Annotated in this window: 18 protein-coding genes; 10 read left to right on the top strand and 8 right to left on the bottom strand. The window is 68.4% G+C overall.

Translation table 11 applies throughout. From position 1 onward, the window contains the following. Positions 1–250 precede the first annotated feature (250 nt). The gene (locus ACFO8M_RS19170) at positions 251–958 is read left to right on the top strand and encodes a glycoside hydrolase family 11 protein (protein WP_387978497.1); all 708 of its coding nucleotides are present in this window, start codon (positions 251–253) and stop codon (positions 956–958) included. Positions 959–1,198: 240 nt separating this feature from the next. Here the strand turns inward: ACFO8M_RS19170 and ACFO8M_RS19165 are convergent, their stop codons facing one another. Then, a complete protein-coding gene (locus ACFO8M_RS19165) occupies positions 1,199–1,510 on the bottom strand; it encodes a hypothetical protein (protein ID WP_387978495.1) in 312 nt (103 codons plus the stop codon). Between the two features lie 497 nt (positions 1,511–2,007). Between ACFO8M_RS19165 and ACFO8M_RS19160 the strand changes: the two genes are divergently transcribed. Both ACFO8M_RS19160 and ACFO8M_RS19155 read left to right on the top strand, forming a co-directional pair. Next, entirely contained in the window at positions 2,008–2,253 is a 246-nt protein-coding gene (locus ACFO8M_RS19160; protein ID WP_387978493.1) for a DUF397 domain-containing protein, read from the top strand. A 121-nt stretch (positions 2,254–2,374) separates the two neighbouring features. Then, positions 2,375–3,268, top strand: coding sequence for a helix-turn-helix domain-containing protein (locus ACFO8M_RS19155; protein ID WP_387978491.1), 894 nt, complete (start codon positions 2,375–2,377; stop codon positions 3,266–3,268). 124 nt (positions 3,269–3,392) lie between these two features. On the opposite strand, the gene ACFO8M_RS19150 is transcribed toward ACFO8M_RS19155, so the two are convergent. The 4 genes from ACFO8M_RS19150 to ACFO8M_RS19135 form a co-directional block, all read right to left on the bottom strand. Then, positions 3,393–4,214 (bottom strand): SAM-dependent methyltransferase, encoded by an 822-nt coding sequence (locus tag ACFO8M_RS19150; RefSeq protein ID WP_387978489.1) that lies wholly within the window; start codon positions 4,212–4,214, stop codon positions 3,393–3,395. Between the two features lie 234 nt (positions 4,215–4,448). Then, positions 4,449–5,579, bottom strand: a complete 1,131-nt coding sequence (locus ACFO8M_RS19145; RefSeq protein WP_387978487.1) for an LCP family protein — start codon at positions 5,577–5,579, stop codon at positions 4,449–4,451. A 69-nt stretch (positions 5,580–5,648) separates the two neighbouring features. Further along, the gene (locus ACFO8M_RS19140; RefSeq protein ID WP_387978485.1) at positions 5,649–6,620 is read right to left on the bottom strand and encodes a UDP-glucuronic acid decarboxylase family protein; all 972 of its coding nucleotides are present in this window, start codon (positions 6,618–6,620) and stop codon (positions 5,649–5,651) included. Between the two features lie 82 nt (positions 6,621–6,702). Then, positions 6,703–8,196: a sugar transferase gene (locus ACFO8M_RS19135; RefSeq protein WP_387978483.1), complete on the bottom strand. Its 1,494-nt coding sequence runs from the start codon at positions 8,194–8,196 to the stop codon at positions 6,703–6,705. 297 nt (positions 8,197–8,493) lie between these two features. On the opposite strand from ACFO8M_RS19135, the gene ACFO8M_RS19130 reads away from it, so the two are divergent. Continuing rightward, on the top strand, positions 8,494–9,654 hold the full coding sequence (locus ACFO8M_RS19130) for a glycosyltransferase family 4 protein (protein WP_387978513.1): 1,161 nt from the start codon (positions 8,494–8,496) through the stop codon (positions 9,652–9,654). Here ACFO8M_RS19130 and ACFO8M_RS19125 read toward each other — a convergent pair. Beyond that, entirely contained in the window at positions 9,651–10,352 is a 702-nt protein-coding gene (locus ACFO8M_RS19125) for a CDP-alcohol phosphatidyltransferase family protein (RefSeq protein ID WP_387978481.1), read from the bottom strand. The two genes, ACFO8M_RS19130 and ACFO8M_RS19125, sit on opposite strands and share 4 nt — an antisense overlap. Before the next feature lie 260 nt (positions 10,353–10,612). On the opposite strand from ACFO8M_RS19125, the gene ACFO8M_RS19120 reads away from it, so the two are divergent. Beyond that, complete coding sequence (locus tag ACFO8M_RS19120; RefSeq protein WP_387978479.1) at positions 10,613–12,109, top strand: glutamate--cysteine ligase; 1,497 nt, start codon at positions 10,613–10,615, stop codon at positions 12,107–12,109. Between the two features lie 327 nt (positions 12,110–12,436). Here ACFO8M_RS19120 and ACFO8M_RS19115 read toward each other — a convergent pair whose 3' ends face one another. Then, positions 12,437–13,630 (bottom strand): hypothetical protein, encoded by a 1,194-nt coding sequence (locus tag ACFO8M_RS19115; protein WP_387978477.1) that lies wholly within the window; start codon positions 13,628–13,630, stop codon positions 12,437–12,439. Between the two features lie 278 nt (positions 13,631–13,908). Between ACFO8M_RS19115 and ACFO8M_RS19110 the strand changes: the two genes are divergently transcribed. The 3 genes from ACFO8M_RS19110 to ACFO8M_RS19100 all read left to right on the top strand — a co-directional run bounded on the left by ACFO8M_RS19110 (position 13,909) and on the right by ACFO8M_RS19100 (position 18,393). Next, complete coding sequence (locus ACFO8M_RS19110; RefSeq protein ID WP_387978475.1) at positions 13,909–15,183, top strand: serine hydroxymethyltransferase; 1,275 nt, start codon at positions 13,909–13,911, stop codon at positions 15,181–15,183. 204 nt (positions 15,184–15,387) lie between these two features. Further along, positions 15,388–16,953, top strand: a complete 1,566-nt coding sequence (locus ACFO8M_RS19105; RefSeq protein ID WP_387978473.1) for an LPXTG cell wall anchor domain-containing protein — start codon at positions 15,388–15,390, stop codon at positions 16,951–16,953. A gap of 192 nt (positions 16,954–17,145) precedes the next feature. Next, positions 17,146–18,393, top strand: a complete 1,248-nt coding sequence (locus ACFO8M_RS19100; RefSeq protein ID WP_387978471.1) for an LPXTG cell wall anchor domain-containing protein — start codon at positions 17,146–17,148, stop codon at positions 18,391–18,393. Between the two features lie 155 nt (positions 18,394–18,548). On the opposite strand, the gene ACFO8M_RS19095 is transcribed toward ACFO8M_RS19100, so the two are convergent. Next, positions 18,549–18,767 (bottom strand): hypothetical protein, encoded by a 219-nt coding sequence (locus tag ACFO8M_RS19095; protein ID WP_205325913.1) that lies wholly within the window; start codon positions 18,765–18,767, stop codon positions 18,549–18,551. A 323-nt stretch (positions 18,768–19,090) separates the two neighbouring features. On the opposite strand from ACFO8M_RS19095, the gene ACFO8M_RS19090 reads away from it, so the two are divergent. Both ACFO8M_RS19090 and ACFO8M_RS19085 read left to right on the top strand, forming a co-directional pair. Further along, on the top strand, positions 19,091–19,915 hold the full coding sequence (locus tag ACFO8M_RS19090) for a P1 family peptidase (RefSeq protein ID WP_387978469.1): 825 nt from the start codon (positions 19,091–19,093) through the stop codon (positions 19,913–19,915). A gap of 20 nt (positions 19,916–19,935) precedes the next feature. Further along, positions 19,936–20,823: an endo alpha-1,4 polygalactosaminidase gene (locus ACFO8M_RS19085; protein WP_387978467.1), complete on the top strand. Its 888-nt coding sequence runs from the start codon at positions 19,936–19,938 to the stop codon at positions 20,821–20,823. Positions 20,824–20,920: the final 97 nt, after the last annotated feature.

The following is a 20,920-nucleotide window of genomic DNA, read 5'->3' as shown; positions in this document are numbered from 1 at the left end:
CCGTGGAAAGTTTCCTATGACCCGAGACATGGGTTTCCTATGTCCTGAACCAACACACTGCCGGGGGCACCACCCTTTTTCACAGCAGCGTCATCGCGCAGCATCCGCAACGCCCGTTCAGGGGTCCGAAGCGCCCGAAATCCGAAACTTTCGGAGAAAGTTCCGATAGTTCTTCGGAACTTATTGACGCACTTCACTGCAATCCGCATAATTCTGACATCGATACATTTCTATGCGACCTGGAGGACGCATGTCAGAAGAACACTCCCCCTTGGAAGCAGCGCTCAAGGGACACCCGTTCAGCCGCCGGGGGCTCCTGCTCGGCGGGGCACTGGCACTCGGGACCGCTTCGGCACTCGTCATGCCCGGCGTCGCCAATGCGCAGACACTCACGCAGAACGCGACCGGAACCCACAACGGGTACTACTACTCGTTCTGGACCGACTCTCAGGGCAGGGCCTCGATGACCCTCGGCGCGGGAGGGAACTACAGCTCCCAGTGGAACGGCGCCAACAACTGGGTCGGGGGCAAGGGCTGGGCCAACGGCTCACGCCGCACCGTCAACTACAACGGCTGGGTCAACCACGGCAGCAACGGCTACCTGGCCCTCTACGGCTGGACCTCCAACCCGCTGGTGGAGTACTACATCGTCGAGTCCCACGGACCGTACAACCCCAGCAGCGGCGCGACCAACCGCGGCACGGCCTACATCAACGGCAGCAACTACACCCTCGGCCACTCCATGCGCTACAACGCCCCGTCGGTGGAGGGCACCAAGACGTTCGCGCAGTACTGGAGCGTCCGTCAGAACCTCCGCAGCTCCGGCACCATCGACACCGGCGCGCACTTCGACGCGTGGTCCCGGGCCGGCATGAACCTCGGCGCCTTCAGCTACTACATGATCATGGCGACCGAGGGCTACCAGTCCACCGGCAGCTCCAACATCACCGTCAGCTGACCCCGGGTCCCTCGCCGCTCCCCAGTGCGAGGACCCCGGACGCACGGAAGCGGGCGGGGCCCGTCGGCCTCGCCCGCTTCTCAGTGTGTCAGCACTGTTCGCGAATTTCCAAGTCAGTTGCAGAGCTCGGGGAGGCCCCCACCGGCCTCCCCGAGGCTCTATCCCACCAAACAGAACAAAGTCTCGGGTGCGCGGCGATCCCTGCCAGGGCCGCGCGGTCGCTTCTGGCGACGGTGCCTCCTAACGGAAGCGCGCTGTGTAGATGTCTCCGTCGCGGATCCAGGCGAGCTGGAGAGACGCGAACATCGCTTCGACGATCTCCTCGTCGGGGAGCCCGTAGTGCTCGCCGAGGCTCCTTCCGCGGTAGTGCCACAGGAGTCCTGCCTGGACCTGGGCGGCATCCGCGGTGTGCTTCCCGCATGAACGGGCGCAGCGGTAGAGCACCTGCCCGCTGCGGTCGTATTCGATCGCCATCACCTGCTGGCACATCGAGCTCCGCAGCTTGCCTGCCGCGGCCGCCCCCAGCAACGTCTGTGCCTCAAGACGTTCCATGGCACCCAACCCCTTCCGGCGACGATCGGTCCTCACCGGACGAAGCCCGGCCAGGCTCTGCAAAACCACTGGCGTGTCCGGTTGTGCGATGCGGGTCGCCGTGGGCCGAAGGCGATTGCCGGTCCGAGGGTTATGCGTACCTCAGTCGACGATGCGCCGTCGCGCACACGAGCGCCGGTTTGACGGCTTTTCGAGTCCGTGACCACGGTTGCAAACTTTGTGCCCCCGTGTCAATGAGCATTCTCACATGAATCCTAACATGCATCAACACCGGGCAGATGCACGTGCATCCGCGCGAGCATTCGCGCGCGCATCCTCATGTGCCGTCACGGAGTGTAATGTGGGACACTTGTCCCGACCTGCGATGGGGATGTCGGAATCGTCCGCCGCCGGGCCGTGCTGATAGGCCCGCGCGCGAAGGCCCGCAGAACCGGCTGCCGGTCACCCTTAAGTGAAGATCCGGCCGGACCGCCCGGCCACTGGTGGAAGGATCTCGAATGGACAAGGCACGCAACGGCATCCCGGCAGGGGAACTCCCCTCGTCACTGGCTTGGCGAAAGAGCGTTCGCAGCGGCCCCAACGGCGGCAACTGCGTCGAGCTGGCTACGCTCCCCGGCGGGGAAGAGATCGCCGTCCGCAACTCGCGCTTCCCCGAGGGCCCGGCCCTCATCTACACGGTCGCCGAGATCAAGGCGCTCGTCGAGGGCGCGAAGGACGGCGAGTTCGACGACATGATCGCCTAGCACTCGCCTCGCGAGAGCCTTTGGGCAACACACTCACCCTGGCAGGACAGGCCGAGCGGCTACCCTGTCAGGGTGAGTTTTTCTTTCGCGCAGACGCGGCACCGGTCAGGGGGTGAGAAGCATGGCGACGTCCAAGGAGGACGATAAGGACCTTCCGAGCGGTCCCACGACCCTGCGCGTGATGATCGGCAGCAACCTCCGCCGCCTGCGCGAGGCCGCCGACATCTCCCGCGAGGACGCCGGCGAGGAGATCCGCGGATCGGCCTCGAAGATCAGCCGCGTCGAACTGGGCCGGGTCTCGTTCCGGCTGCGCGACGTCCGCGACCTCATGATCATGTACGGGGTCACCGACGAGAACGAGATCGAGCGCTACGTCGAGATGGCCCGCCAGGCCAACCAGCCCAGCAAGTGGCAGCGCTACAACGACTTCCTGCCCGACTGGTTCAGCAACTACCTGGACATGGAAGGCGCCGCCTCCATGATCCGGACCTACGAGGTCCAGGTCATCCCCGGCCTGCTGCAGAGCGAGGCGTACGCCCGCGCGGTGATGATGCTCGGCTACGGCCACACCCCGCTGACCGAGATCGACAAGCGGATCGACGTGCGCATGAAGCGCCAGGAGATCCTCGACCGCGAAGAGAAGCGGCCGGAACTGTGGGCCGTGATCGACGAGGCCGCGCTGCACCGCCCGTTCGGCGGCGCGAACGTCATGCACGGGCAGATCAAAGCCCTCATCGACTTCTGCGACAAGCCGAACGTGCGCATCCAGATCGTGCCGTTCACCGCCGGCGCCCACTCCGGAGCCGGCGCGCCCTTCACCTGGCTGCGGTTCGCCTACGAGGAACTCAGCGACGTGATCTACCTGGAGCACCTCACCGGCGGCCTGTACCTGGAGCGCGACAACGAGATCGACGCCTACCAGGCGGCCATGGAGCACCTGTGCGTCCAGGCCACCCAGCCGCACAAGACCCAGGACTTCCTCAAGAAGCTCCTCGACGACCGTTACAGTCAGTAACCGTCGAAGTCGTCTGGACGGCCGCGTGCCAGAATCCGAAATTCACCCGATCGAGTGAGACCGCAACGCGGACACGACGAAGGCGCGCGACTTCCCCACCGCGCGCCTTCCCTGTATCGGCGGACTAGGCCTTGTAGCCGAGCCCGGCCATCATGATCCGGTTGTGCGGCGCCAGGTCCTCGGCGGCGGGGACCTCGCGGTCGGGCTCACCGGGGAACCAGCGCGGGACCCAGTCCAGGCCCGGCTCCACGAGCGGCAGCCCCTGGAAGTGCTCGAGGATCTTCTCGGGCTTGCGGACCCACCCGTTGCCGAGGGCTTCGAGGCCGGCCTGCTCGATGGCCTTCTGCTGCGGTTCACCGGTGTCGGCGAAGTCGGTCATGAGCAGGTAGGACCCGCTCGGGCAGGCGTCGAGGAGGGTCCCCACCCATTCGCCGGGGTTCTCCTGGTCGTGGAAGTGCATGAACAGGCCCACCACCATGAGGCCGATCGGGCGGTCGAAGTCGATGACCTTCGTGACGTCGGGGTGGGTGAGAATGCTCTCGGGGTCGCGCAGGTCGGCGGTGACGATCGTGGTCGTCTCGTTGGTGGCCAGCAGGGCTCGGCCGTGGGCGAGCACGATCGGGTCGTTGTCGACGTAGACGACCGTCGCCTCGGGGTTGATCTCCTGGGCGACCTGGTGGGTGTTGCGCATCGTCGGCAGCCCCGCGCCGATGTCGAGGAACTGGTCGATGCCGTGCTTCGCCATGTAGGCGACGCCTTTTTCGAGGCCCAGGCGGTTGTCGATGGCAACCTCCTTGGAGTTGGGCACGTGCTTCATGTAGGCGGCGGCGCCTTCGCGGTCGGCCGCGAAGTTGTCCTTGCCGCCGAGGATCGCGTCGTAGACACGGGCGATGGTGGGCCTGGAGATGTCGAAGTCGGGGACGTACTGTTCTGCGTTCTCTGCCATCGGTGCTGCCTCTACGTCGAAGGAACGATGGAAATATCGTACGACCTGGATCACACTCCTGGATTTCGGGATCACCCCATCGGGACACAGTGCTCACATTTTGCTTCATACGAATCACTAGGCGCACCAACCACTTCAGACGACAACGGTCCACTGCGGTCGCCCGTAGGAAGCGGGAAGCCGAAGGGCCCGAGTGCTTGCGCACTCGGGCCCTTCACTGTTCGGTGGGAGGCGCTACTCGCCTTCGTCTTCGGGGTGGGCCTCGACCCAGTCGGCGACCCGGTCGTCGCGCACGGCCTCCCAGAGGCTGACGGCGTCGGGGTTGCTCGACTCGGGGTCCTGGGGGTCGTCGGCGTAGATGACGACCGACTGGCCGCCCTGCTCGCCGGTGCCCAGGTTCGGCGTGGTCATGAAGACCAGGTCGTCGCTGCGCATGTTCATGAGGTTGATGCCGGTGGACACGGCGTTGAACTCCGTGTCGACCTTCACGGCATCCGAAGTGGAGTCGATGAACGAGGTGAGCTTGTCCTCGTCCGTGAGCACCCCGGCGCTCAGCGCGGAGTCCATGATGGCCTTGATGAGGTCCTGCTGGTGGCGCATGCGGGCGAAGTCGCCCTCCAGGTACTGGTAGCGCTGGCGCACGTAGTCGAGGGCCTCGTCGCCGTTCAGCTTGGTCGGTCCGGCCGGGAAGAACATCTTGTCGCCGTGGATCGAGGTGATGCCCGACTCGTCGTAGTAGTCGGGGGCGTCGGCGGGCTGGATGTCCAACGTGACGCCGCCGAGGGCGTCGACCACTTGCACGAGGCCGTTGAAGTCGATCTCGACCACGTGGTCGATGCGCACGCCGGTGAGGCTCTCGACGGTGCGGACGGTGAGGTTCACGCCGCCCCACGCGTAGGCCGCGTTGAACTTGTCCACCGAGTCCGAGTACTCCGCTTCGGGGTCCTCGGGGATGTACACGTAGAGGTCGCGCGGGATCGAGATGCCGTAGGCCTCGGTGCCGCCCTCGCTGACGTGCATGATGATCGTCGTGTCCGAGCGCGCGTCGGACTCATCGTTGCCCTCGCGGTGGTCGGAGCCGATCACCAGAAGGTTCAGGGCACCGTTGAGCCGCTCGGGGCGGTCCTCCTCGGGGATGGCGTCGAGGTCGAAGGCGCGGTCGAGGTCCGCGTTGGTGCTGTTCGCCGTTGACCAGACGGCGAACCCGCCGCCGGCCGCCGCGATCGAGGCGACCAGGCCGATCCCGGAGCCGATGAGGCCCCGCCGGGTCGGACCGCCGGACGCCGCTTGGGCGACCCGGGCTCCGCCGCCGCCTGCGGGCGGCACCGAGGCGCTGGCGCGGTAATTGGAGCCATATTGCGTCATGGCCACAGCTTACGTGGTGGCCGCCAAGGGTCCGAAACACGGAAGCCCCGGTCGTGTCTGAGAATGCTCTCAATCGACGGTGAGCTCGGTCGCTCCCGAATTCTTCGCCACGAAGAAGTCGATGGTCGCTTTGAGGCCGGCCTCATAGTGCACCTGCGGCTCGTAGCCGAGCAGTTCGCGGGCGGCGGTGAGGTCGGGGCGGCGGCGCTCGGGGTCGTCGGCCGGACGGTCGATGTACTCGATCGTCGAGGTCGAACCGGTGAGCCGCAGGATGATGTCGGCCATCTCGCGCACGGTGAGCTCGTACTCCGTGCCGAGGTTGATCGGCCCGTACTCGCCGGACTCCAGGAGCAGGATGAGGCCGCTCACCAGGTCGTCGATGTAGCAGAGCGAGCGGGTCTGCGAGCCGTCGCCGGTGACGGTGAGCGGCTCCCCCGCGAGGGCCTGGGAGACGAAGCTGGGGATGACGCGGCCGTCGTCGGGGCGCATGCGCGGACCGTACGTGTTGAAGATCCGCACGATCGCGGCGTCGAGGCCCTTGTGCCGGTGGTAGGCGGCGACGGCGGCCTCGCTGAAGCGCTTGGCCTCGTCGTAGCAGGAGCGGATCCCGATCGGGTTCACGTTGCCCCAGTAGGACTCCGGCTGCGGGTGGACCTGCGGGTCGCCGTAGACCTCGGAGGTCGAGGCCATGAGGAAGCGCGCGCCGTCGGCCAGGGCGCGGTCGAGGGCGTGGAACGTGCCGACCGAGTCGACACGGAGGATCTCGATGGGGAGGGTGGCGAAGTCGACCGGGCTGGCCGGGCAGGCGAAGTGCAGGACCGCGTCGAAGGGCGCATCGCCGACTGGCAGGCCCTCGGTAACATCGGCCTCGACCACCGTGAGGCGAGGGTGCTCGGCGAGGTTCTCGCGAGCCCCGGTGGCGAAGTTGTCGACAGCGGTCACGTCGCAGCCCTTCGCCAGGAGCGCGTCGACCAGGTGGCTGCCCACCAGGCCCGCGCCGCCCGTGACGAGGATGCGGGAGCCGGTTCCGTAAGTAGTCATCAATATCCCAGATTATCAGGGTTGGCCTGGCGTTCACCTGGACGCGAGCTGTGTATTCGCTCAGTGCACGCGGCGTCGCCCGTCAGTACGCGCCCTTTCGGCGCAACACTACAGCGATGGTCCGGAACAGGATCTGAAGGTCGGTCGTCAATGACCAGTTGTCGACGTAGTAAAGGTCCAGGCGAACGGCATCGTCCCAGGACAAGTCGGATCGGCCCGAAACCTGCCACAGGCCGGTGATGCCGGGTCTCACAAGCAGACGGCGGCGCACGTCACCGAGGAAGTCGCCGTTCTCGGCCGGGAGCGGCCGGGGCCCCACGAGACTCATCTCACCGCGGACGACGTTGATGAGCTGCGGGATCTCGTCGATCGAGGTGCGGCGCAGCCACTTCCCGACGTTCGTGATGCGCGGGTCGTCCTTCATCTTGAACAGCAGGCCGTCGGTCTCGTTGTGCATCATGAGCGCGGCCTGGCGCTCCTCCGCGTCGATGTACATGGTGCGGAACTTCCAGCAGCTGAACGTCTCGCCGTCGCGCCCGACCCGGTTCTGGCGGAAGAACACCGGCCCGGGGCTGTCGGTCTTGATGGCGATCGCGACGCCGAGGAGCAGCGGCGACAGCAGCACGAGGCCGAGCACCGAGGAGGAGATGTCGAGGACGTTCTTGATCAGCCAGCCGATGCCGGAGATCTTCGGCTCCTCCACGTGCAGGAGCGGCAGGCCCTCGACGGGGCGGATGTGCACGCGCGGGCCCGCGATGTCGGTGAGCTGCGGGGCGACCACCAGGTCGCGGCCGGTGCCTTCGAGCTGCCAGGCGAGGCGGCGCAGGTCGGACGCGTCGGCCGAGGCCGAACCGCAGACCGCGAGCGTGTCCGCCTCGAGCTGCTCGGCGCAGGTCACGACATCGGTCCCGGCGAAGACCGGGACCGGAGTGTCGAGATTGCGGACCGAGGACGCGCCCTCGGTCACATATATGCCGACGGGGACGAGGCCGGCCGCGGAAGCGCGGCGCACCGTCCGGTAGACCTCGAGCGCCTCGGGGTAGGCGCCGATGAGCAGGACGCGCTGCACGCCCTTCCCGGCCGCGCGCATCCGATGCAGGCCGTAGCGGGCCGCGTAGCGGAACGCGCACACGAGGACGGCCGCGACCAGCAGGATCACCGCGACCGCGACACGCGAGACGTCCGCTTTGAACGTCAGAGCGGCGAAGGAGACGAGGGCCAGCATGAACATGGAGGCGCGGATGGTGCGCTTGAACTCCTCGTTGCCCATGCCGAAGTAGCGGCGGTCGTAGGAACCGGTGCCCCACAGGGAGAGCAGCCACGCGAGGGGCAGCAGCAGCCAGACCGTCAGGTAGAAGAAGTGCAGCTGGTTGTCGGTGTCGAAACCGGCGCTCGGCGAGTGGGTGAGGTTGACCGCGATGACGCTGGAGAGCAGGACGGCGAGCAGGTCGGCGCCCACGAGGGCGGCCTGGTAGTACCGGTGCCAGTTGGAGGCGCGGACGAAGCGGCGCCAGGTCGAGCGGGTGACCCCGTTCGTGACGAGCTGCGGGTCTCCGCCTTCGCGAGTCCTGGCCACCGACGCCCCCGGTCGTCCGTACTTCCCGGCTGGGTTTTGCGGAACACTGCCACTTCCGTGGAGATCCTTTGCTGGGCGTTCCAGGCTCGTAGCCACTGCACATCCCTGCGGTCGTCAGCTTACGGTGGAGGTGAGTGTCCGCGGGCGGAGATCAGCGCTGCGTCTCCGACTGCGCCTTTCTCGGGCTGGGCGGCCCGCCGACACGGTACCCGACAACCTACACCTATTCCGCTGCTGAGGTATGTTCGGCCGAGCTGAAAGCCGTCCGCGCCACCCCGAGACCGCATGAGGGAAACTGTGAAGATCGTCATCGCCCACAACAGGTACTCCTCGGCGCAGCCGTCGGGCGAGAACGTGATCGTGGACTACGAGATCGGGGCGCTCCGCGAGGCCGGCGTCGAGGTGGTGCCGTTCCTGCGCTCCTCGGACGAGATCGCTTCCCTTCCCGCCCACCGCAAAGCCGCCCTGATCGCCTCGCCGATCCACGCGGCCGGGACGCAGCGCGAGCTCGCGGCGCTGCTGGAGCGCGAACGACCGGACCTGCTGCACTTGCACAACCCGTACCCGCTGCTGTCGCCGTCGGTGGTCGGCACCGCCCACAAGCACGGGGTCAAAGTGGTGCAGACCATTCACAACTACCGGCACGACTGCGTGAACGGGCTCTACTTCCGCGACGGCCACGACTGTCGCGACTGCCACGGCAAGCGCTGGAACGCACCCGGCGTGATCCACGCCTGCTACCGGGGGTCGCGGCCGCAGAGCGCCGTGATGGCCGTCGCACTCGGCGTCCACCAGGGAACGTGGCGGGGCGTGGACCGCTTCATCGCGCTGACCGACGCGATGGCCGAGTACCTGAAGAGCATCGGCATCGAAGCCGGCCGCATCCGCGTCAAACCGAACGCCGTCGCCGACCCCGGCGCGGTGCCGCTCGGCGCGGGCTTCCTGTTCGGGGCCAGGCTGGTCCCGGAGAAGGGCGTCGCGCTCCTGCTCGAGGCCTGGAAGCGGACCGACCTGCCGGGACAGGTGCTGCGGATCGCCGGCGACGGGCCGCTGCGACCTTTGGTGGAGGCGGCCGCGGCCGAACGGGACGACATCGAGTACCTCGGGCAGCTCGAACCCGCCGAGCGGGACGCGGCGCTGGCGGCCTCGGCCGCGGTGGTCGTGCCCTCGATCTGGCAGGACATCCTGCCGACCAGCGGCATCGAAGCGCTCGCGGCGGGACGCGCGGTGGTCGCCACGCGGATGGGCGGCGCGCCGTTCATCGCCGGAGCCGACACCGAAGCCCCTGCGGGCGTGGCGGTCGAACCGACCCCCGAGGCGCTGGCGCGCGGGCTCGAAGCCGTCGCGAAGGACCCGTCGTTCGCCGCGAACGCCAGGGCCCGTTACGAAACGGTCTTCGCCCCCGAGGTGACCCTCAAGCGGCTGATCGAGATCTACGGGGAACTGATCAAGGCCTAGCGGAGCGAGACCCGGGCGTTGCTCGCGATGCTCGCCAGGAGGAACAGCGCGTTCACCGCGCCGAAGCCCACCAGCACCACGGCCATGAGCTCGGGCCAGATCAGCGCCAGAGCGATTACGACGATGATGAAGCCGTAGTCGCGCACGAGCTTGATCAATCGCACGATGAGACTGGTGCTCTTGACCATCGAGACGCCGTCGTCCTCTTTGGCCATGACGGCGGTGACGAGGTTGGTCATCCACAGGGCCGCGAAGGCCGCGCCGCACCAGGCGGGGAGCTCCGGCGTGTAGGCGTTCGTGACGGCCACGACCACGGAGACGACCGAGGCCTGGATGGCGATGTCGCACAGGATGTCGACGCGCGCGCCCGCTTCGGAGCCGGTGCGGGTGACGCGGGCGAGCTGGCCGTCGGCGCAGTCGAGCATGTAGGCGATCTGCCAGAGCACGAGCGCGGCGAGGGCGACGGGCCACCAGGGGGCGCCGTCCTGCGCGACGGGGATGTAGGCGATGACGGTAGCGCTGACGCCGAGCCCGATGACGAGGTTCAGGAGCGAGAGGTGGGTGGGCTTGAGGCCCGTTCGCCATGCGGCGTAAGCGAAGTAGGCACCGCCGCGCTGGTCGAGGAGGGTGGCGAGTCCGCCGCCTCGGTGGGCGGCGAGGAAGTCGGCGGGGCGGTGGGACGGGCGCGGGTCGGTCACGCGGGCATCCTATCGGGCACACGGTGCGTTCCCGAACGACCGCGAATCGTGGTGGGAATGACGCCGGTCGTGAGCTGGTGCGATACAGATAGTGAAGTTGCGGGACCCGGTTGTGTCAAGATCCCGACACCAGCTCACGTTGCCGGTCCCTAATATGAGCGCGATCCACGCCATTCGGGACGAAAGTGCTTCTCCCTTGGTAGCCAGCACATGACCGAAAGTCTTAAGGTTGATGGACCTTTCATTCCTGGGGAGGAAACATGGGGGACGAGGTGACCGGTCCTGCCTTGCGGCACTGGGATCATCCCGCGTACACGGCGAGACTCCAGGCGGGCCGGACGGCCCTCGCGCAGCTGCTCGACGACCGGCGGCTCGACCGGGACCGGCCCATGACGGGCCTTGAACTGGAGCTCGATCTCATTGAGCCGACAGGGGATCCGGCGTTCGCGAACGATGCGGTCCTGGAGCATCTGCACACCTCGGGCGAGGAGGAAGCGCTGTATGGCGCGCAGCATGAATTGGGCGCCTTCAACATCGAGTTGAATCTGCCGCCGCGGCTGCTCGACGGGGCGGGGATCTCCTGGTACGAGAGCGATATGGCGGCGGTGCTGTCGGAGGTGCGGGAGGCCGCGGACAAGGCCGGGGCGCTGGTCTGTCCGATCGGGACGATGCCGACCCTGTTCACCGACCACATGAACGTGGAGGCGCTGTCGACGACGAAGCGCTACCGGATCCTGAACGACCAGATCATGTCGCAGCGCGGGGAGGATCTGCGGATCGACATCCGCGGGGCTGAGTCGGTGGACTTCACGTCGGCGACCATCGCGCCGGAGTCGGCGAACACGTCGGTGCAGTTCCATCTGCAGGTGTCCCCGGAGGATTTCGGGCGGTACTGGAATGCGGCCCAGGCGATCGCGGGCGTGCAGGTGGCGATGGGCGCGAACTCGCCGTACCTGTTCGGCCGGCAGTTGTGGGCGGAGACGCGGGTGATCCTGTTCGAGCAGGGCACCGATACGCGGCGGGCGCATCAGCGGGCGGAGGGGGCGAAGCCGCGGGCCTGGTTCGGGGAGCGGTGGATCGACGGGGTGCTGGAGTTGTTCGACGAGAACTACCGGCATTTCGCGCCGCTTTTACCGCTTTGCGACGAGGAGGATCCGCTCGCGGTGACTGCTGCGGGCGGCGTGCCGTCGCTGCGGGAGCTGCGCTACCACAACGGGACGGTGTACCGGTGGAACCGCCCGGTCTACGACATCCATTTGGGCCGTCCGCATGTGCGGGTGGAGAACCGGGTGGTGGCGGCGGGTCCGACGACGGTGGACATCTGCGCGAACATGGCGTTCTTCTACGGCCTGGTGGTGCATGCCGCGAACGCGCCGGTGCCGTTGAGCGAGCGGATGGACTTCGCGCAGGCGGCGGCGAACTTCCGTTCGGCGGCGCGGCACGGGGTCCACGCCGACCAGTGGTGGCCCGGCCGGGGCCTCGTCCCGGCGCGTGCGCTGGTTCTGGAGGAGCTGCTTCCGGCGGCCGCCGATGGACTGGCGGCGATGGGCGTGGTCAGCCGGGACATCGGGCGCTACCTCGGGGTGATCGAGTCGCGGTGCCGCCGGGGCGTGAACGGCGCGACCTGGCAGGTCGCGCGGGTGCAGGTGGCCGAGCACCGGCAGCGGCTGGAGCGGCGGGACGCGTTGCGGGCCATGGTGCTCGACTATGCGGCGCGTTCGGCGGACGGCAGGCCGGTGCACGAGTGGGAGGTATGAGCGGCCCGTGAACGTTCATTAGTGCGACGGCGAAGGCCGGGACCTGGGGTCCCGGCCTTCGTCTTGCGTCCGTTGGGGGATCGCTCAGGCGGCGCCGTCTGCGGGGGTGCGGATATAGGGCGTGCCCCTTCCCACCCGCATCCACCTCCGACCTACCGAAGAAATGGGATGACTGTCCCACACGGGTCCGACACTCGCCCGAACCCGAGATTTCATCACGCGGGGTCCTCGGGTGGCGGGTCGTCGGTCGCGGCCGGCGGCCTACCTGGCGAGGGGTCCTCGGGTACCGAGGCGTCCGCTGCGGCCGGCGGCCTTCCCGGCGCGGCGCTACGCGGGGTCCTCGGGTGGCGGGTCGTCCGAGCCGAGCTTGCGGCGGCTGCGGCCGGTGGCCTTCCTGGCGCGGCGCTTGGGCTTCTCCTCGGTCTTCACCTCCGGGTCGGCGGTGAGGGTCGCCCCCGCTTCGACGGGCTTGAGTTCCTGGACCCAGTCGACTTCGGGGTCGGCCTTCGCCGGGAGATCTTTGGTGTCGCCCTTGTTGGTGTCGTCGTAAGCCGAGTCGGGCTCGGGGACGGTCCAGCCGGGGGCGGTCTCGACGAGGCCGGTGCGGTCTTCGCGGGGTTCGGGCCGGGTCGGCGCGTCGTCGATCTGACCGCCCGACTTGGGGAGCGCGCAGACGATGAGGGAGCCGAGGAGCCCGGCGATCGAGGCGTACAGGCCGACGAACATGACCGAGATCGATTCGATGTCGTCGCCGCGTGAGGGGCCGGCGACCAGGTGGGCGACGGTGACGATGAGGGGCCCGGCGATGCCGGAGGCCGCGGCGATGCGGTAGCCGGAGCTGGAGATGGGGCCGCGCCGGGCGATGACGGCCACGACCACGCCGATGAGGGCCGAGCCGACCACGAACGGGACCGCGATCGAGAAGCCGCGCAGGCCCAGGGCCGAGTCGGGGCCCGCCCACGAGCCCCAGACCGCCAGTTCGGTGACCGGCGAGACCCGGTCGCCGATCTCGACGAAGACGGCGAGGATCGCGAGGACCCACACCAGTACGACCGAGGCGCCGACGTTGACGGCGACCGACCGGGAGCTGAGGCCGATGAGGGCCAGCGCGAAGCCGACGGCCGCGCCGATCCCGGCCGCGATGAGCGGTTTGGTCGGGAACGAGTTGAACACGGCGCCCTGTTCGGCGGAGAGCGAGACGAGCGGGCCGATGAGGAAGGCGCCGACGGCGCTCGCGAACACGGCGGTGACGCGGGTGGCGGGGCCGAGGCGGGCGGCGGCGCGGGAGCCGATGGCGCCGGAGGCGAGGCCGCCGACCACGCAGGAGGCGGCCGAGAACCAGGCCACCCATGCGAGGTTGGCGTTCTGGCGGTAGTCGCGCACGGAGTCGGCGGTGTCGGGGGCTGCGTCGACCCAGGAGAGGAGGTCGAAGCCGGACGCCAGCCCGAGCTGGGCGAGTGCGGCGAGGGCCGCGATCGCGAAGCCGGCGCCGACGGTCTTTGCGGCGGATCTAGGTGACATACGTCGCACCGTACTGCGTGTACGCAATGGAGTCTCGGACGGGCGATCGAGTAAGGACAGACTGCGTCCTTTCGGCCCGCATACGCCCCGGAGTCCGTGTTCGTGCACGGCTCAGAAGCGGTGGCTCCGCCTCACAGGTGAGGAAACGCGGGGGTCCCGGCACTCCACACACTTACGGCTCGCAAGCTTCGCCGAGCCTGACCCCGGCTATGCTCGGGGCATCAAGGCCACCTGCCCGGTCGCCGTGCGAGATCATGCCGATCAGCGAGGAGCATTGCATGTCCAGCGCCTACGAGGCCCTCACCGCGTCGCTCGCGGCCGTCGACCCCGAGATCGAGAAGGCCATCGAGAACGAGGGCCGCCGCGAGTCCGAGAAGATCCGTCTCATCGCGTCCGAGAACTACGTGTCCCAGGCGGTCATGGAGGCGACGGGGTCGATCCTGACCAACAAGTACTCCGAGGGGTACGCCGGGAAGCGCTACTACGAGGGCCAGCAGTTCATCGACGTCGTCGAGCAGCTGGCGATCGACCGGGCGAAGTCCCTCTTCGGGGCCGACCACGCGAACGTCCAGCCGTACTCCGGCTCGCCCGCGAACCTGGCCGTCTACATGGCGTTCCTGAACCCGGGCGACAAGGTCCTCGGCATGGGGCTGCCCGCGGGCGGGCACCTGACCCACGGTGCGAAGGTCTCGGCCACGGGCAAGTGGTTCGACGCGGTCCACTACGGGGTCCGCCGCGACAACGGCCGCATCGACCTCGACGAGGTCGCCGAGATCGCGCGTCGCGAGCGCCCGAAGATGATCATCTGCGGCGGCACCGCGATCCCCCGCACCGTCGACTTCGCGGGCTTCAAGGCCATCGCGGACGAGGTGGGCGCGGTGCTCATGGCCGACATCGCCCACATCGCCGGGCTCGTGGCGGGCGGGGCGCACCCGACGCCGGTCGGGCTCGCGGACGTCGTCACCACGACCACGCACAAGACCCTGCGCGGCCCGCGCGGCGCGATGATCCTCACCAAGGAGGAGCACGCGAAGGCCATCGACAAGGCGGTCTTCCCGGGTCTCCAGGGCGGCCCGCACAACCACACCACGGCGGCGATCGCGGTGGCGTTGAAGGAGGCCGCGCAGGACTCCTTCAAGGACTACGCGGCGCAGATCGTGAAGAACGCGAAGGCGCTCGCCGCCGGGCTCAGCGCGCGCGGCTTCGACCTGGTCTCGGGCGGCACCGACAACCACCTGATCCTGGTGGACCTCACCAGCAAGGGCATCCCCGGCAAGCCGGCGGCGAAGGCCCTGGACATCGCCGGTATCGAGCTGAACTTCAACTCGGTCCCGTTCGACCAGCGCAAGCCGTTCGACCCGTCGGGCCTGCGGATCGGCACGCCTTCGGTGACGACCCGCGGCATGCTCGAGGAGGACATGGACGCGATCGCCGGCTGGATCGACCGGGCCGTGACCGCTGCCAAGGACGGCAAGGACAACGAGCTGGAGATCGTGGCCGCGGAGATCCGCGACCACTGCAAGGCCTTCCCCATCCCGGGTTGGAAGGCCTAACAGGTCCACTTTCGACCCACCGGCCTCAGGGCGCTCGACCGTAACGGTCGGGCGCCCTTTTCGCTGTGCCCTCAAGCACGTATGGAAGATTTTCAGATCCGGTTGCAACCGGTCATCGGGCGGATGCGTCTTGTTGGTATCAAGTCCCTCGACCGGATACGCCCCTGACCACGGCGCAGAGGTCTCTCCTCAAAGGAAACACCCATGCATTCGCCATACCCTCTGCGCGCTGGAAGGCGCGCGTTCGCCGTGCTCGGTGCGGCGGCCCTCGGCGTCGGGGCGTTCGCGCTCCCGGCCGCCGCCCAGACCCCGCCCGTCGAAGCGGTCTTCGTCGAGGACTACTCGCCGGTCACCGTCGGCGATGATCCCAAGCTCGCCACCGCGCAGATCATCTTCACCGAAGCGTTCCCCGAAGAGGGGCACACCGTCTCCGCCACGATCACGATCGATGCGCCGGAGGGCTTCTTCACGCTCGCGAACGACGGCGACGACAGCGACTGCACGCCCGATGCGACGGGCACCGTGGTCGAGTGCGCCGAGGACGCGGCCGAGAGCGTCTCCTTCGACTACCTCTACGCCGCCGTCCTCGAGGCCGAACCGGGCGACTACGACTACACGGTCGAGTTCAAGGTCGACGGCACGACGGTCGAGACCGTCGAGGACGTCATCGAGGTCTCCGCGCACTCGGTCGAATCGTTCCGGTACGGCTACGCCCAGGTCGACATCGAGCCCGGCGGCTCGGCCGACACCGCACCCGCCTTCCTGCAGACCGACCCGCTGCCCGAGGGCACCGTGGCCCTGGCCTACGGCGTGTCCGAACCGAGCTACATGCTTTCGGGCATGGCCGAGGCGAGCGCCCCGTACGAGAATTGCGTCGACGGCTACTGGAACGGCGACGGCGGGGTCACCTGCATCGTCACCGACTTCGCGGATTCGGTGGGCACCACGTTCGCGCCGGACGCCCCGATCTCGTTCTCCGTCGAGGAGACGGTTCCCGGACCGCTCGACGTCTGCGGCTGCGGCTTCGAGGTCCGCCCGCTCGACGCCGAGGAGCTCGAAGCCGAGTACGGCGACGTCGACACCGAGACGGGCGACCAGCTCGGTTTCGAGGTCGTGTCCGAAGGCGACGACCCCGACGACTACGGCTGGGCCGGCCTCATCGACGTCCGCACCACCGAGAACCCGTTCGACCTCGCCGTCTCGGATGCGAACGCCAAGGGCGACAAGGGCGACGAAGTCACCCTCACCGTCCCGGTGAAGAACCTCGGCCCGGCCGACGCCGCCTCGTTCTTCGACGGGCCCGGCTCGTACGGGCTCATCGGCACGCTGCCGAAGGGCCTGGAGCTGGTGAAGGTCGACAGCGACGGCGACGACCTGAACTGCTTCGAACCCGACGACACCTTCGTCGAGGACTCGTTCCCGGATTCGGATCTGGCGAACGCCGACTTCGTGTGCCTGTTCTACAGTCTCGACGCGGACGAGTCGTTCGACTTCAAGTTCACCGTGGAGATCACCGACGCCGACTCGAACGCCAAGGGCACGCTGGAGGTCGCCGCGATCGACAACGACGGCTACCCCGGCGTCCCCGACGGCGACACGAAGAACGACACGGCCGACATCACCGTCAACGGCGACAACGGCTCGGGCCAGCTCCCGAAGACCGGCGTTTCGCTGATCTGGATCGTCGGCGCCGCGGCGCTGGTCCTCGTGGCCGGCGTGGTCCTGTTCGCCCTCTCCTCGCGCCGCCGCAAAGCCGACGCCGCGGAGTAGCCGAACCTGCCCGACTCGCAAGGAAACCGAGAGCGACGGGCCCCGGCCGTTCGGCCGGGGCCCGTTCGCGCGCCACTCGTTCACCGGAAGTTCACCTTCGAGGCCGCATCAGACGGTGACGGCCGCACGTTGCCGTTACGTACCTGTTCTTCTCCCCCGCGCCCGGCGGGGACGGCAGAGGGAGCCACTCTGATGACCACAGCGAATCCCCTACTCGGACGCGCGGTGGCAAGCACGGCCGTCCTGATCCTCACCGCCGTCGGCATCGGCGTGTTCGCGCAGCCCGCGACCGCGCAGGACGACGGCGTCGCCTTCCCGTTCATCCACAGTGACCTGTCCTTCGCGGCAGTCGAACCGGGTGAGTCGATCCCGATGACGCCCACGCTGTTCCAGGAGGACCCGCTGCCGCAGGACACGGCCGCGCTCATCGTCAACTTCTCCGGCTCAGCCGGGTCCGGCTTCATCCGCCCACAAGTCGGCATCGACGCCCCCTACGACAACTGCGGCTGGGGCCGGCACTATCCGCAGACCATGTACTGCGTCATCACCGATTTCGAGGACCTGGTCGACTCCGCCGTCACGATCACCGACCCGGTCACCTACGAGATCGACTCGCAGACGGCGGGCCCGGTCGACATCTGCAAGTGCGACTATCGCGTGTTCGCGGTCAACGCCGAGGTCCTCGACCGCGACATCGGCGAGCCCACCTGGGACCCCGACTCCGACAACCTGCTCGGGCTCACCGCGGCGGGCTCGTGGGACGGCCCCTCGTCCGGCGAGAGGCCCGAGGAATTCGGTGAGATCCTCGTCGAGACCACCGAGAACCCTTACGACCTCGCGGTGGAGGACATCGTGGTCGCGGGCCGGGAAGGCGAGGAGGTCGACACGGGCGCCTCGGTCGCCAACCTGGGCACGGCGGACACACTCTGGACGGAGGAAGTGCCCGGCTCTGTCGCATTGCGCGGGCAACTGCCCGACGGACTCGAACTCACCGGGATCACCAGCCCCGGTGAGCCCTGGCCGGAATGGACGTGCCTGGAATCCGAGGAGGAACTCGCGGAGGAGTACCAGCGGGTCGGCGCCGCGACCGAGCTCGAGCGGTTCGACTTCGCCTGCTTCGCCTTGTACATCGACGCCGGTGCCGAGCGCGGGATCGCGCTGGCGCTCGACATCGTCGACGCCGACGCGATCGACGGCGGACGGATCGAGACCGACGTGGTCACCGACGCCGACGGCTGGCCCCCGGTCCTCGAGAACGACTTGGAGAACAACCGGGCCGACATCCTCGTCGACGTCGAGGACGCGGCCCAGCCCCAGCTCCCGGCGACTGGGATTTCGATGACGGCGGTGTTGCACGCCGCCACGGTCGCATCGGCGCTGGGCGTGGTGCTGTTCGCGGTCGCCCGCCGCCGCAACGCTGATGCGGGGTCCGGGGAATGAACGACACCGGAGGCGGGCCCCGCCTTTCGGCCGGGCCCGCCTCCGGGAGAGCGAAACGCGCCCGGCTCTTGAGAAGCCGCAGCGCGTCGCGTTCTAGTGATGTTCGAGTTGGCAGTCTTCGGCCGGCGCCTTGTGGGCGCGCTCGCCTCGGATCCTTAGCGGGCCAGACCGGCGAGGGCGCGGCCCTCGATGCGGTTGGCCGCCCGGCGCAGCACGCCGGCGGTCGAGAGGCGGACCTTCTCCGGGCGGGTGACGCCGAAAGCGTAAGGCTTGTCGGCACGCCCGTCGTCAACGACCGGGGCGTTCGGCAGGGCCGAGGTGGCAACGGTGTTGGCGGCGTCGACTGCGAGGTATGCACCTACGAGCTCGTTCATGATGATTCCTTCCCGGCAGGGTAAGCCGGTTCGTGGATCTTTCCTGGGGACCGCTCGTCGATGACGCCATTGTCGACGGCGGGAATCCGGTGCGACCGCTATGGACCGCCTCCGGGCCTGGGTTTGAGAGCGGTTGCGGGTTCACCGTCCCGCTCCTACTTCCCTGGGCTTCGTCATCAATGCTAAGGCGCGCGCATTCGGGAAATCCAGGGATTTTGCGTGGGTCACAGGTGTCCCGCAACACTGTCCACAAAGAGCTTAGTTACCGTTCGGTTATGAAATTCGACGAGCGGGTTTCGGCCGCGTGACGGTACTCTGTCCGGATGCGGGACTTGGGAGTTCGCGTCGGCCACTGGACCGGCGAGCACACCGGCTGCACGGTGCTGCTGTTCGACGAGGCCACGGTCGCCTCGGGCGAGGTGCGGGGCGGGGCCCCGGCCAGCCGGGAGATCGAGCTGCTCGATCCCATGCGCGCGAACACCGGCATCGACGCGGTCCTCCTGACCGGCGGATCGGCCTTCGGGCTGGCCGCCGCGGACGGGGTGATGCAATGGCTCGCCGAGCAGGGCCGCGGCGTCTCGACCCCGGTCGGGACGGTGCCGATCGTGCCGACACTCGGGCTGTTCGACCTCGACGGCTCCGGCACGGTTCCCGGCGCGGCCCAAGGGTATGAGGCCTGCGATGCGGCCATGGCGCCGTTCGAGCCGGCCCTGGACGGACCGATCGGGGCGGGCAGGGGCGCGACGGTGGGCCAGTGGCGGGGCGTGACGCTCCCGTCAGGACTGCGAACGGCCACGGTGTGGGCGGGTCCCGTGGCGGTGTGCGCGCTCGCGGCGGTGAACGCGTTCGGCGAACCGGGGCCGCTGGACCGCGAGCTGCTGCGGCCCGAGGGCTTCGCGATGGGATCGTTCGGGCGGAACACGACGATCGGCATCGTCGTCACGAACGCGCGGCTCGACAAGGTCGAATGCGCACTGGTCGCGCAGGGGGCGCACGACGGGCTCGCGAAGGCGATCAGCCCCGTGCACACGAGGATGGACGGCGACGCCTTCGTGGCGGCCTCGACAGGAAACCTGGAAGCCTCGGTCGACGTGGTGCGGGCGCTCGCGGTGGAGGCCGTCGCCGAAGCGATCGCCGAGGGCTTCTGAGTCCTTCTACACTGCACCACATGAGACGCTTTCACGCGGCGCTGCTGGCGCTTCCGCTCTTCCTCGCCGGTTGCGTGAACGAGGCCGACGCGGAACCGACCGCGGCGCCCGAATCCCCCTCGAGCTGGATCTACCAGCTCTCCGGCTATGCGGACGATCGCCTGGACGCCCTCGCCGCGGCCCCGCACGACGCGGCCGTCATCGACCTGGCCCGCGACGGCGGCGAGGACTACTTCACCGCCGAAGAGATCAGCGCCCTCAAAGACTCCGGCAAGAGCGTCTACGCGTACTTCACCATGGGCTCCATCGAGACCTACCGCCCCGAACACGCCGACGTCGCCGCGGCCGACCTGGTCCTCAACCAGTGGGGCGACTGGCCCGACGAGTACTTCGTCAAGTACTGGGACCAGCAGTGGTGGGACCTCGTCATGGCGCCGCGCCTCGACCAGGCCGCCGCCGCCGGATACGACGGCGTGTACCTCGACGTGCCGAACGCCTACGAGGAGATCGACCTCGCGCTCGTCCCCGGCGAGACCCGGGAGTCCTTGGCGCAGAAGATGGCCGACCTCGTCATCACCGCCGACGAGCACGCGGGCGAGGACCTCCGGATCCTCGTCCAGAACTCCCCCGAACTGCGCGAGTTCCCCGGCTACGTCGACGCCATCGACGGGATCGGCATCGAGGAGCTGTTCTTCCTCAACGCCGACGAGCCCTGCACCGAGGACTGGTGCGCCGAGAACCTCGACAACACGCGCACGATCCGCGACGCCGGCAAGCTCATCCTCGCCGTCGACTACGCCTCCGAGACTGAGCACATCGCCGAAGCCTGCGCACGCTACGAGGAAGAGGGCTTCGCGGGAGCCGTCGCCGGGGTCGACCTGGACGCGATCTACCCGCCCTGCGGCTGACGTCGGGCGTCACTCGCCGAACGCGGCCGGTGCGCGGGCCGCGGACCTGCAAGATGTCCGATTCGCGAAGACACTCCCAATAGACTCGCCTCAGACC

This window comes from Glycomyces rhizosphaerae (assembly GCF_042647865.1).
GTDB lineage: Bacteria > Actinomycetota > Actinomycetes > Mycobacteriales > Micromonosporaceae > Glycomyces > Glycomyces rhizosphaerae.
This window is presented reverse-complemented; position numbering and strand designations above follow the sequence as displayed.